Below are 12,809 nucleotides of genomic sequence, written 5' to 3'. Positions count from 1 at the left end.
GGCGGGAGCCGGTGTGCGAACGGCCATTGTAGTGCACTTCGGCGCGCCGTGCTGCATCGCAACGACGCAACCGGGTGCCGGTCAGCTCTTGGCGTTGGCGAGCTGGCGGTTGCGGTCCTGCAGCGTCTTGATCACGCCCTCGACGCCCTGCTGGCCGACGATGGTGTTGAAGCTGCCCTTGTAGGCCTCCGTCAGCCATGCTCCCAGCACGTTGATGTCATAGACCTTCCAGCCCTGGGCGGTCTTTTCCAGGCGGTAGTCCATCTGGATCGGCTCGCCCTTGTTGATCACCTGGGTACGGATGGTGGCGTCGGTATCGTCGGTGGTGCCGCGGTACGGACGGTATTGCACGGTCTGGTCGCGGATCTGCGCGATTGCGCCGGCGTAGGTGCGGATCAGCAGGGTCTTGAACTCCTCGGTGATCTGCTTCTGCTGCTCGGGCGTGGCCTTGGACCAGTTGCGGCCCATGGCGATCTGCGTGGTCTTCTGGAAGTTGGCGTTGGGAATGATCTTCTGTTCGACCAGCGCCGTGATCTTGCCGATATTGCCGGCCTGCATGTCCTTGTCGGCCTTCACGGTCGACATCACGTCATTGACCACGGCCTTGACCAGCCCGTCCGGGGTGGCCGCGTCCTGAGCCGAAACCTGGGCCTGCGCGGTCCCCGCGAAGGCAACCGCCGTCAGGAGGGGGAGCAACAGTCGCTTGAGCATGTGAGATTTCCTTCTTTATCAAAGAGGTCGTGACCCGTGCACCAGCACCTCGATACGCGCCTCGGAGGCCACGGGTTTCCTGGAGATTGGAACATAGCGGCATCGCGTGCGTTGCCATCGAAAGCGCACCACACGCCACCTGCAAACAATTTGTTTCAGCGGTCACAGCGCATTCACAGCGCCAGTGACGCCTGCGCCGCCTCAGCGGAAGCGCACACCCGGCACGCCAGGCAGCACCGGCGGCACCGGCATGCTCTGGCCTTCCGGCTGGGTTTCGCCCGCGGCGCCGGGCTTGGGCGGCTCCGCGGCCGGGGCCGAAGCGCCATCCGCCGCCGGAGCCGGAGCCGGAGCCGGAGCCGGAGCCGGAGCCGGAGCCGGAGCCGGTGCCGCTGCCGGTGCGGCACTGGCGTCCGTGGCGGGCGTCGGCGCCGCGCCTTCGGCCTCGGCTTCGTCGTCTCTGCCCGGCGGATTGCCGTCGTAGATCAGGTACTGGCGCCGCTGCATGTAGGAGTCACGCAGGAACGTGTACTTGTCCAGTGCCGCCTGTTCCAGCAGGTTGCTGGCCCCGAGCAGCTGGGCGCGGCCGGCGACGATGCGCACGCCGACCAGCGAATTGCGCAGCGAAACCGGGTAGAAGTACGCGGACGGATCGGCCTGGCGGTCGACCAGCATGCCGGCGGTGTCGCGGAAGGTGCTCGGCCCGAACAGCGGCAGCACCAGGTACGGGCCGGCCGGCACGCCCCACACACCCAGCGTCTGGCCGAAGTCTTCCTTGTACTTGGGCAGGCCCGCGGGGGTCGCGATGTCGATCAGGCCGCCGATGCCCAGCACGGTGTTCATCGCCACGCGCATGGTGTCTTCGGCCGCGCGCGTCGGCTTGCCCTGCAGCAGGTTGTTCACCGCCGAATAGACGTCGCTGACATTGGAGAAGAAATTCTCCACCGCGCGCTGCACCGGCGTCGGCATGTAGTCGGCATAGAGCTCGGCCACCGGGCGCAGGATGCCCTTGTCGAAGTCTTCGTTGATCTTCGAGACTTCGCGGTTGAACGGCTCCAGCGGGTCTTTCGGGTTGGCGGTGGGGCCGGTGGCGCAACCGGCAAGCGCCGCGGCGGCGGCGGCCGTGGCCAGCAGGTTGCGTATGGGACGGGCGGCGTTCACTTGAGATCTCCAGCCGGGGCCGGCGCACTGGCACCGGAGGACGAGCCGCCGCCGGCATCGGCGGCCTTGTTGTACAGGAACTGCCCGATCAGGTTTTCGAGCACCACCGCGGACTGCGTCATGGTGATGCGCGCGCCGTTGGCCAGCATGGCGGTGTCGCCGCCGGCTTCCAGGCCGATGTACTGCTCGCCCAGCAGGCCCGAGGTCAGGATCTTGGCCGAGGTGTCCTTCGGAAACTGGTAGCGCGTCTCCAGGCTCATTTCGACGGTGGCCTGGTAGGTCTTGTCGTCGAAGCGGATCGCCGCGACCCGGCCGACCACCACGCCCGCGCTCTTGACCGGCGCGCGCGGCTTGAGCCCGCCGATGTTGTCGAAGCGGGCCTGCACGGTATAGGTGTCCTGGAAGCTGAAGGCGCTCATGTTTCCCGCCTTGAGGGCAAGGAAGAGCAAGGCGACGAACCCTGCCGCCACAAACAGCCCCACCCAGAAATCGAGTGTGTTCTTTCTCATTGGAATCTCTTTCTTCAACCCCGTAGTGTGGTGTCGCTGCCTTGTTGTCGCTGCCTTGTCATCGTACTTCGCGCATGGTTGTCGCCGCCCGCCTCAGTTGCTGAACATCAGCGCGGTGAGCAGGAAATCCAGCCCCAGCACCGCCAGCGACGCGATCACCACGGTGCGGGTGGTGGCGCGCGAGACGCCTTCCGGCGTGGGCTTGGCCTCGAACCCCTGGTACAGCGCAATGAACGTCACCGCGATGCCAAAGATGAAGCTCTTGATCACGCCGTTGAGCACGTCGGCGCGCACGTCCACGCCGCCCTGCATCTGCGACCAGAACGCACCCGCGTCGACGCCGATCAGTTGCACCCCGACCACGTAGCCGCCGAGGATGCCCACCGCGCTGAAGATCGCGGCCAGCACCGGCATGGCGATCACGCCCGCCCAGAAGCGCGGCGCGACCACGCGCTGCAGCGGATTCACCGCCATCATTTCCATGGCGGTAAGCTGCTCGCCCGCCTTCATCAACCCGATCTCGGCGGTCAGCGACGTGCCGGCGCGGCCGGCGAACAGCAGCGCGGTCACCACCGGGCCCAGTTCCCGCACCAGCGACAGCGCCACCAGCAGCCCCAGCGCCTGCTCGGAGCCGTAGCGGTTGAGCGTGTAATAGCCCTGCAGCCCGAGCACGAAGCCGACGAACAGGCCCGACACCGCGATGATCACCAGCGACAGGTTGCCGACAAAGAAGACCTGGTCGGTCACCAGCCGGAACCGGCGCAGCAGCGCCGGCGACAGTGCCAGCACGGCCAGGAACATGCGCGTGGCGTGGCCCAGCCCGGAAATGCTGCGGCGCACTGCCGCGCCGATGGCGCTGAAGAAGCCCGTCAGGAAGCCGGTCATCGCGCCCCTCCGACGAAATCCTCGACCAGCGACGGTCCGGCATAGTGGAACGGCACCGGGCCGTCGGCCTCGGCGTGGACAAACTGGTGCACGAACGGATCGGTGGACGCGCGCAGGGCCTCGGGCGTGCCTTCTGCGGCGATGCGTCCGTCGGCAATGAAATAGACGTAGTCGGCGATCTGGAAGGTCTCGTGCACGTCGTGCGAGACGATGATGGTGGTGGCGCCGAGCGCGTCGTTGAGGCTGCGGATCAGCCGCGCGGTCAGCCCCAGCGAGATCGGATCCAGGCCGGCGAAGGGCTCGTCATACATCAGCAGCGCCGGATCCAGCGCGATCGCGCGCGCCAGCGCCACGCGCCGCGCCATGCCGCCGGAGATCTGCGACGGCATCAGTTCGCGCGCACCGCGCAGCCCGACCGCGTTGAGCTTCATCAGCACGAGGTCGCGGATCATCGACTCGGGCAGGTCGGTATGCTCGCGCAGCGGGAAGGCGACGTTGTCGAACACCGACAGGTCGGTAAACAGCGCGCCGAACTGGAACAGCATGCCCATCTGGCGGCGCACCGCGTACAGGCCGGCGGTGTCGAGCTGGTGGATGTCGGTGCCGGCAAAGCGCACCGTGCCCGCCTGAGGCCGCACCTGGCCGCCGATCAGCCGCAGCACCGTGGTCTTGCCGCAGCCCGAGCCGCCCATCACCGCAATCACCTTGCCACGCGGGAATTGCATGGTCAGGCCGGACAGGATCGGCTTGCCGTGGTCCGCATAGGCGAAATCCACCGCAGTCAGTTCGACAAGGTTTTGAGCAGAATCGGTCACGTTGGCACCGGTCGGGACAGGGGCGCATTATAAGGTGTACTACCTAGCCCTGCTGGTACCCGTGTGTCCCGCGCCACATGAAGGGGCGCCTGTGGCGCCTCGGAAGTCTCCTGGGCGCGCGGCAATCAAGCCGGTTTCCGCCGGCAACCGGCTTCCCGCCCGCCACCGCCCAGTGCTGCTCAGGGCTCCTGCGCGCTCGGCACGTCCTTCAGGATGACCTGCCATTGGATCGATTCCGAGCGGATCGCGGTGGCGAACGCCTCCGGCGAGTCGCGCAGCGGCGTCAGCCCGGCGGCCTGCAGGCGCGAACGCACCTCGCGCTCGGACATCACCCCGTCGAGCTCGCCCGCCAGCCGCGCCACGATCGCGCGCGGCGTCTTGGCCGGCGCCATCACGCCAAACCAGGCCGCCGCGGCGTAGCCGTCCTGCCCGGACTCCTGCAGCGTCGGCACCAGCGGTGCCAGCGGGGAACGCGCCACGCCGGTCACGCCGACCAGCCGCAGCCCGCCGCTCTTGACTTGGCTCTGGACCGCCGCGAACGAACAAAAGCAGGCGCTGATCCGGCCGGCCAGCATCTCTTGCACCACCGCGGCCTCGCCCTTGCCGGTGACCAGCGGCACGCCGCCGCGCAGGCCGCGTACCGCGTACTCGGCGTACAGGTGCGAAGGGCTGCCGGGATGGCCGTAGCCGTAGCTGTAGGAGCCGGGACTCGACCTGACCGCGGTCATCCATTGCTCGGGCGTGCGCATCGGCAGCCGGGCGTCGATCACCAGGAACAGCGGCGTGGTGGCGACGCGCGCCACCGGCGTGAAATCGCGCACGACGTCGTAGGGCACTGGCTCCAGCCCCGGCTGGATCAGCATGTTGGCCTGGTGGAACAGCAGCGTATGGCCGTCGGAACTGGCCTTGGCGACGACATCGCCGGCGATGGTGCCGGCGCTGCCCGGACGGTTGTCGACCTCGACCGGCACGCCGAGCCTGGCCGACAGGCGCTCGGCCAGCAGCCGCGCCACGGCGTCGGCAACGCCGCCGGCCGGGAACGGCACGATCAGACGCATCGGGCGGTCCGGGAACGACATGCCGCGCGCAAGCGGCTGGGGGCCGGCATGCGCGGGCCTGGCTGGCACGGCGAACGCCAGCGTGGCGCCTCCCAGGGCGACCAGGCACAGCACGCGCGGAAGCCAGCGCCGGGCGGCAGCGGCCGCCGGCAGGCGCGGCGCGAGTTTCGCTTTACCTCGCCAAAGTCGCGACAATTTGCGCACTTCGGACATCGTTTTCCTCCGGCCCGTCTCCTGAGGAGGCGGCAAACTGGTTCTGGGGAAAAAGGATTGGCGAGGCAGTTTCCGTTAGTTGTTTTAGAAAATTGTAAGGACAATGCCCGGGCCGCCACAGGCACGTAAACCATAGCCGGGAGAACCCTGAAGGCCTTGCTGCGCCTTGCCAAATGCGCCCGTGCTGGGGCGCGGCAGGGGGGCGCAGCTATAATCCGCCGATGACGAAATTCACCGTGCGGCCCATGGTCTTGACCGACCTGCCGTCCGTGCTGGCGGTGCAGGCCAGCTGCTATACCGAGGGACTGCTGGAAGGCGAGACGGCGCTGGCCAGCCGGCTGGCGCTGTCGCCGGCCAGCTGCTGGGTCGCGGAAGACCCGGCGCAGCGCGGCACCCTTGCCGCCTACCTGTTCACCCATGCCTGGCCCGAACACAGCCTGCCGCCGCTGGACGGTGTGCTCGACGATGGCTGGCGCCAGCATGCCGCCCCCGACAGCCTGACCTGGTTCGTGCACGACATGGCCGTGGCCCCGGCCGGCCGCGGCGCCGGGCTGGCGCAGCGCCTGTACGCGGCGGCGCAGGCGGCGGCGCACGCCGCCGGTCTGCGGCGCTCGCGGCTGGTCGCGGTGCAATCGGCGGCGCCGTGGTGGCGCAGGCTCGGGTACGCCCCGGTGCCGGCGCAAATGGCGGCGCGGCATGCCGGCAAACTGGCGGCATACGGCGCCAGCGCGGTGCTGATGGAGCGAACGCTGGCGCGGCCGCTGGCCGGCTGAACGCCGCCGGCGCGCAGACAAGAAAAGCCCGCCGGCTTGCGCCAGGCGGGCTTTTTGTTGGGACGATGGCGCCGGATCAGCGCGGCAAGTCGCTATGCCCCATCAGGAACGCATCGACCGAGCGCGCGGCCTGGCGGCCTTCGCGGATCGCCCATACCACCAGCGACTGGCCGCGCCGCACGTCGCCGGCGGCGAACACCTTGGGCACGTTGGTGTGGTAGGCGCGCTCGCCTTCGGTGGCGGCCTTGGCGTTCTTGCGCGCGTCGGTGTCGACGCCGAAGGCTTCCAGCATCGAGCCCACCGGGTTGGTGAAGCCCATCGCCAGCAGCACCAGGTCGGCCGGCAGGATGAACTCGCTGCCTTCCACTTCCTGCATGCGGCCGTCCTTCCATTCGACGCGGCACGCCTTCAGCGCGGTGACCTTGCCGTTCTCGCCGATGAATTCCTTGGTGGCGACCGACCAGTCGCGCTCGCAGCCTTCGTCGTGCGACGACGAGGTGCGCAGCTTGATCGGCCAGTACGGCCACACCAGCGGCTTGTTCTCTTCTTCCGGCGGCTGCGGCAGCAGCTCGAACTGCGTCACCGAAGTGGCACCGTGGCGATTGGACGTGCCGACGCAGTCGGAGCCGGTATCGCCGCCGCCGATCACGATCACGTTCTTGCCTTCGGCGCGGATCTCGTTGGCGCCGTCGCCGGCCACTTCCTTGTTCTGCGGAATCAGGAATTCCAGCGCGAAGTGGATGCCGGCCAGGTCGCGGCCCGGCACCGGCAGGTCGCGCGGCACTTCCGAGCCGCCCGCCAGCACCACGGCGTCGAACTGTTCCATCAGGGCCTGCGCCGAGATGGTCTCGCGCGCATAGTTCTTGATGCCGGCCGGCAGTTCGCCGTCGGTCACCATCACGCCGGGGCGGAAGGTCACGCCTTCAGCCTGCATCTGTTCCATGCGGCGGTCGATCAGCGACTTCTCCATCTTGAAGTCGGGGATGCCGTAGCGCAGCAGGCCGCCGATGCGGTCGTTCTTCTCGAACACGGTCACGTCATGGCCGGCGCGTGCCAGCTGCTGCGCGGCGGCCATGCCGGCGGGGCCGGAGCCGACCACGGCGACGGTCTTGCCGGTCTTGTGGCGCGGCAGCTGCGGCTTGACCCAGCCCTCTTCCCAGGCCTTGTCGATGATGGCGTGCTCGAGCGACTTGATGCCCACGGGCAGCTCGTTGATGCCCAGCGTGCAGGCGGCCTCGCACGGTGCCGGACAGATGCGGCCGGTAAACTCGGGGAAGTTGTTGGTCTGGTGCAGCACCTCGATCGCCGACTTCCAGTCCTGGCGATACACCAGGTCGTTGAAGTCGGGGATGATGTTGTTGACCGGGCAGCCGTTGTTGCAGAACGGGATGCCGCAGTCCATGCAGCGCGCACCCTGGAGCTTCGCTTCGCTGTCGGACAGCGCGAACACGAATTCCTTGTAGTGCTTCACGCGCTTGACTACCGGTTCGTAGCCCTCATTCTGGCGCGGAAATTCGAGAAAGCCAGTCGCCTTACCCATGTTGCGTCCTTGGTCATGCTGCGCGGGACCGGCGGCGTCGCCGGCCCCGCGGTGGGGTCAGTATCTTGTCGGGGCCGCGGCGGCTTGCCGCGGCCCTTCGCTACGTTGGTTTGCTGCGCTCGCCTGCCGCGCTCAGGCCGCGATGGCTTCGCGGTCGCTGTCGCGGGCGGCCTGTTCCTTGGCGTACATCTCGCCCAGCGCGCGCTTGTACTCGGTCGGGAAGACCTTGACGAACTTGCGGCGTGCCGTGGTCCAGTCGGCCAGCAGCGCCTTGGCGCGCTCGGAGCCGGTGTAGCGGAAGTGCTGCTCGATCAGGTTGCGCAGGATGACTTCATCCAGCACGCGCTTGCCGTCGACCTTGTGCCAGGAAGACTGGGGCTGGCCCTTCTCCTGGTCGGCCGAGGCCAGCACCGCTTCCAGTGCCACCATCGAGGTGTTGCAGCGCTTGTCGAACAGGCCGTCCTCGTCATAGACGTAGGCCACGCCGCCCGACATGCCGGCCGCGAAGTTGCGGCCGGTGCCGCCCAGCACCACTACCGTACCGCCGGTCATGTACTCGCAACCATGGTCGCCGGTGCCTTCCACCACTGCCACGGCGCCCGAGTTGCGTACCGCGAAGCGCTCGCCGGCGACGCCGTTGAAGAACGCTTCACCGGCGATGGCACCGTACAGCACGGTATTGCCGACGATGATGTTGCGGGTCGGATCGCCGCGGAACTCGTGCGGAGCGCGCACGATCACGCGGCCGCCCGACAGGCCCTTGCCGACGTAGTCGTTGCCGTCGCCGACCAGGTCCAGCGTGATGCCGTGTGCCAGGAACGCGCCGAACGACTGGCCGGCGGTGCCTTGCAGCTGGATGTGGATGGTGTCGTCGGGCAGGCCTTCGTGGCCGTACTGCTTGGCCACCACGCCGGACAGCATCGCGCCCACGGTGCGGTTGACGTTCTTGACCGGCTGGATGAACGAGACGCGCTCGCCCTTCTCGATCGCCGGACGCGCCTTGGCGATCAGCACGTGGTCCAGCGCCTTGCCGGCTTCGGCCGACAGGCCGTGGTCCTGCACGTCGGTGTGGTACAGCGGCACGTCCGCGCCCAGTTGCACCTGGTGGAAGATACGGCTGAAGTCCAGGCCGCGCGCCTTCCAGTGCTCGATGCCGGCCCTGGTGTCGAGCAGGTCGGCGCGGCCGATCAGCTCGTCGAAGGTGCGGATGCCCAGCTGGGCCATGATCTCGCGGGCTTCCTCGGCAACGAAGAAGAAGAAGTTGACCACGTGCTCCGGCTTGCCCTGGAACTTCTTGCGCAGCTGCGGATCCTGCGTGGCCACGCCCACCGGGCAGGTGTTCAGGTGGCACTTGCGCATCATGATGCAGCCCTCGGCAACCAGCGGCGCCGTGGCGAAGCCGAACTCGTCGGCGCCCAGCAGCGCGCCGATGACGACGTCGCGGCCGGTCTTCATCTGGCCGTCGGCCTGCACGCGGATGCGGTTGCGCAGGCCGTTGAGCAGCAGCGTCTGCTGCGTCTCGGCCAGGCCCAGCTCCCACGGCGTGCCGGCGTGCTTGATCGACGACCACGGCGAGGCGCCGGTGCCGCCGTCATGGCCGGCGATCACGACGTGGTCGGCCTTGGCCTTGGACACGCCCGCGGCCACCGTGCCGACGCCCACTTCGGACACCAGCTTGACCGAGATATCCGACGACGGGTTGACGTTCTTCAGGTCATGGATCAGCTGCGCCAGATCCTCGATCGAGTAGATGTCGTGGTGCGGCGGCGGCGAGATCAGGCCCACGCCCGGCACCGAGTAACGCAGCTTGCCGATGTAGTCCGAGACCTTGTGGCCCGGCAGCTGGCCGCCTTCGCCGGGCTTGGCGCCCTGCGCCATCTTGATCTGGATCTGGTCGGCCGAGGCCAGGTATTCGGCGGTCACGCCGAAACGGCCCGACGCCACCTGCTTGATCTTCGAGCGCAGCGAGTCGCCGGCCTGCAGTTCCAGGTCCTTCTCGATCACGCCGTCGCCGAGCACGCCCTTGAGGGTATCGCCCTGCTTGATGGGGATGCCGCGCAGTTCGTTGCGGTAGCGCTTCTCGTCCTCGCCGCCTTCGCCGGTGTTGGACTTGCCGCCGATGCGGTTCATCGCCAGCGCCAGCGTGGTGTGGGCCTCGGTCGAGATCGAGCCGAGCGACATCGCGCCGGTGGCGAAGCGCTTGACGATCTCCTTGGCGGGCTCGACCTCTTCCAGCGGAATCGCCTTGGCCGGATCGACCTTGAACTCGAACAGGCCGCGCAGCGTCATGTGGCGCTTGCTCTGGTCGTTGATGATGTTGGCGTATTCCTTGTACGTCTGATAGGCACCCTTGCCGTCGTCGGCGCGCACCGAGTGCTGCAGCTTGGCAATCGAGTCCGGGGTCCACATGTGCTCTTCGCCACGGATGCGGAAGGCGTACTCGCCGCCGGCGTCGAGCATGTTCTCCAGCACCGGGCTGTTGCCGAAGGCGTCCTTGTGCAGGCGCAGCGCTTCCTCGGCGACTTCGAAGATGCCGATGCCCTCGACGTTCGACGGCGTGCCGTGGAAGTACTTCTGCACCAGTTCGCGCGACAGGCCGATGGCTTCGAAGATTTGTGCGCCGGTGTACGACATGTAGGTGGAGATGCCCATCTTGGACATCACCTTGAACAGGCCCTTGCCGATCGCCTTGACGAAGTTCTTGACCGCCTTCTCGGGCGACAGGTCGCCCGACAGGCCGCTGGCCATGTCGGCCAGGGTTTCCATCGCCAGGTACGGGTGCACGGCTTCGGCGCCGTAGCCGGCCAGCAGCGCGAAGTGGTGGACTTCACGCGCGGTGCCGGTCTCGACCACCAGGCCGGTCGACGTGCGCAGGCCCTTCTCCACCAGGTGGTGGTGGATCGCGGAGGTGGCCAGCAGCGCGGGGATGGCGACATGGTCGGCATCGACCGGGCGGTCGGTCACGATCAGGATGTTGTAGCCCGAACGCACCGCATCCACGGCCTCGGCGCACAGCGAGGCCAGGCGCGCTTCGATGCCTTCCTTGCCCCACGCGGTCGGGTAGCAGATGTTCAGTTCATACGAACGGAACTTGCCCCCGGTGTAGTGCTCGATGTTGCGGATCTTGGCGATGTCCTTGAAGTCCAGCACCGGCTGGGACACTTCGAGGCGCATCGGCGGGTTGATATTGTTCAGCTCGAGCAGGTTCGGCTTAGGGCCGATGAACGACACCAGCGACATCACCATGTTCTCGCGGATCGGGTCGATCGGCGGGTTGGTGACCTGGGCGAACAGCTGCTTGAAGTAGTGGTACAGCGTCTTGTTCTTGGACGACAGGATCGCCAGCGGCGAGTCGTTGCCCATCGAGCCGGTGGCCTCTTCGCCGGCCAGCGCCATCGGCGCCATCAGGAACTTGACGTCTTCCTGGGTGTAGCCGAACGCCTGCTGGCGGTCCAGCAGCTTGGCCACGGGCTTCTTCTCGGCGGCGACGTCTTCCGGCTTGGCGTCGATCTCGTCCAGCTTGATGCGGACGGCGTCGATCCAGCTCTTGTACGGCTTGGCGTTGGCCAGGTTGTCCTTCAGTTCCTTGTCGTCGATGATGCGGCCCTGCTCCATGTCGATCAGGAACATCTTGCCCGGCTGCAGGCGCCACTTTTCAACGATGCGCGACTCGGGGAACGGCAGCACGCCGGCTTCCGAGGCCAGCACCACGACGTCGTCCTCGGTCACGTAGAAACGTGCCGGGCGCAGGCCGTTGCGGTCCAGCGTGGCGCCGATCTGGCGGCCATCGGTGAAGCAGATCGCGGCCGGGCCGTCCCACGGCTCCATCATGGCGGCGTGGTACTCGTAGAAGGCGCGACGGTTGTCGTCCATCAGCGTGTGCTGTTCCCAGGCTTCCGGGATCATCATCATCATCGCGTGGACGAGCGGGTAGCCGGCCATCGTCAGCAGTTCGAGGCAGTTGTCGAACGATGCCGTATCGGACTGGCCCGGATAGATCAGCGGCCACAGCTTGGGCAGGTCGTCGCCCAGCACCGGCGAAGAGATCGCGCCGGTACGTGCGTTGATCCAGTTGACGTTGCCCTTGACCGTGTTGATTTCGCCGTTGTGGGCGACCATGCGGTACGGGTGGGCCAGTTCCCAGGCCGGGAAGGTGTTGGTCGAGAAGCGCTGGTGCACCAGGGCCAGCGCCGACACGGCACGCTGGTCCTGCAGGTCCAGGTAGTACTCGCCGACCTGGTTGGCCAGCAGCAGGCCCTTGTACACCACGGTACGGGCCGACATCGACGGCACGAAGTATTCCTTGCCGTGCTTGAGCTTGAGCGCCTGGATGGCGTGGCTGGCGGTCTTGCGGATGACGTAGAGCTTACGTTCCAGCGCGTCCGTGGTCATGATGTCGCGGCCGCGACCGATGAAGATCTGGCGGATCACCGGCTCGGTCTTGCGCACCGTCGGGGACATCGGCATGGCAGCGTCGACCGGCACGTCGCGCCAGCCCAGCACGACCTGGCCTTCCAGGCGCACCGTGCGCTCCAGCTCCTGCTCGCAGGCCAGGCGCGAGGCGTGTTCCTTCGGCAGGAAGATCATGCCGACGCCGTATTCGCCGGCCGGCGGCAGGCTCACACCCTGCGCCGCCATTTCTTCGCGATAGAACTGATCCGGAATCTGGATCAGGATGCCGGCACCGTCGCCCATCAGCGGGTCGGCGCCGACCGCGCCGCGGTGGTCCAGGTTCTCCAGGATCTTCAGGCCCTGGGAAATGATTTCGTGCGACTTCCTGCCCTTGATATGCGCGACCATGCCGACGCCGCAGGCGTCATGCTCGTTGCTGGGGTCGTACATGCCTTGCGCCTGCGGACGCAGGTCGGGGGCGGAGGAAGACTCGCTGATTTGCTCGCTGGTCTGCGCTTGGGCCGAAAGGTTCTTCATTTGGTCCACGGGCTGAATTCCGGTGAAGGCTGCGCGAACGGCTGGACTACCGGAACGGAGACCGCGCGCTTTCTTTTCAATCCACCCACTCCGGTGGACCGGCGGGAAGGGAAATGGGGACGAAGCTGTCAGCGGGCCGCAGCGGCGTACACGAGCGTGACGCGCCGCACAATGACTGTGGGTGGAGCAACTATATGGGAATCCCCTGCGGCTCGCAA

At 67.3% G+C, this 12,809-nt stretch carries 9 protein-coding genes; 1 reads left to right on the top strand and 8 read right to left on the bottom strand.

The features are described from left to right. Positions 1–81: 81 nt before the first annotated feature. The 6 genes from A3AG_RS0108140 to A3AG_RS0108115 form a co-directional block, all read right to left on the bottom strand. Entirely contained in the window at positions 82–711 is a 630-nt protein-coding gene (locus tag A3AG_RS0108140; RefSeq protein WP_018004925.1) for an MlaC/ttg2D family ABC transporter substrate-binding protein, read from the bottom strand. 201 nt (positions 712–912) lie between these two features. After that, a complete protein-coding gene (locus A3AG_RS0108135; protein WP_018004924.1) occupies positions 913–1,869 on the bottom strand; it encodes an MlaA family lipoprotein in 957 nt (318 codons plus the stop codon). Next, positions 1,866–2,378 carry an outer membrane lipid asymmetry maintenance protein MlaD gene (gene mlaD / locus A3AG_RS0108130; RefSeq protein ID WP_026164036.1) on the bottom strand — a complete coding sequence of 171 codons (513 nt, stop codon included), beginning with the start codon at positions 2,376–2,378 and terminating at the stop codon, positions 1,866–1,868. The genes A3AG_RS0108135 and mlaD overlap by 4 nt, the downstream gene beginning before the upstream one ends. Positions 2,379–2,471: 93 nt before the next feature. Beyond that, on the bottom strand, positions 2,472–3,251 hold the full coding sequence (mlaE, locus tag A3AG_RS0108125) for a lipid asymmetry maintenance ABC transporter permease subunit MlaE (RefSeq protein ID WP_026164035.1): 780 nt from the start codon (positions 3,249–3,251) through the stop codon (positions 2,472–2,474). Between the two features lie 8 nt (positions 3,252–3,259). Continuing rightward, positions 3,260–4,078 (bottom strand): ABC transporter ATP-binding protein, encoded by an 819-nt coding sequence (locus tag A3AG_RS0108120; RefSeq protein ID WP_018004921.1) that lies wholly within the window; start codon positions 4,076–4,078, stop codon positions 3,260–3,262. Between the two features lie 179 nt (positions 4,079–4,257). Continuing rightward, positions 4,258–5,349 carry a Bug family tripartite tricarboxylate transporter substrate binding protein gene (locus tag A3AG_RS0108115; protein WP_018004920.1) on the bottom strand — a complete coding sequence of 364 codons (1,092 nt, stop codon included), beginning with the start codon at positions 5,347–5,349 and terminating at the stop codon, positions 4,258–4,260. A 221-nt stretch (positions 5,350–5,570) separates the two neighbouring features. Between A3AG_RS0108115 and A3AG_RS0108110 the strand changes: the two genes are divergently transcribed. Further along, on the top strand, positions 5,571–6,122 hold the full coding sequence (locus tag A3AG_RS0108110; protein WP_018004919.1) for a GNAT family N-acetyltransferase: 552 nt from the start codon (positions 5,571–5,573) through the stop codon (positions 6,120–6,122). A 76-nt stretch (positions 6,123–6,198) separates the two neighbouring features. Here A3AG_RS0108110 and A3AG_RS0108105 read toward each other — a convergent pair whose 3' ends face one another. Both A3AG_RS0108105 and A3AG_RS0108100 read right to left on the bottom strand, forming a co-directional pair. Next, complete coding sequence (locus A3AG_RS0108105) at positions 6,199–7,662, bottom strand: glutamate synthase subunit beta (protein ID WP_018004918.1); 1,464 nt, start codon at positions 7,660–7,662, stop codon at positions 6,199–6,201. A gap of 132 nt (positions 7,663–7,794) precedes the next feature. Further along, positions 7,795–12,591: a glutamate synthase-related protein gene (locus A3AG_RS0108100; protein ID WP_035848183.1), complete on the bottom strand. Its 4,797-nt coding sequence runs from the start codon at positions 12,589–12,591 to the stop codon at positions 7,795–7,797. Between the last annotated feature and the right edge of the window lie 218 nt (positions 12,592–12,809).

Source organism: Cupriavidus neocaledonicus (assembly GCF_000372525.1).
Classification (GTDB): Bacteria; Pseudomonadota; Gammaproteobacteria; order Burkholderiales; family Burkholderiaceae; genus Cupriavidus; species Cupriavidus neocaledonicus.
This window is presented reverse-complemented; position numbering and strand designations above follow the sequence as displayed.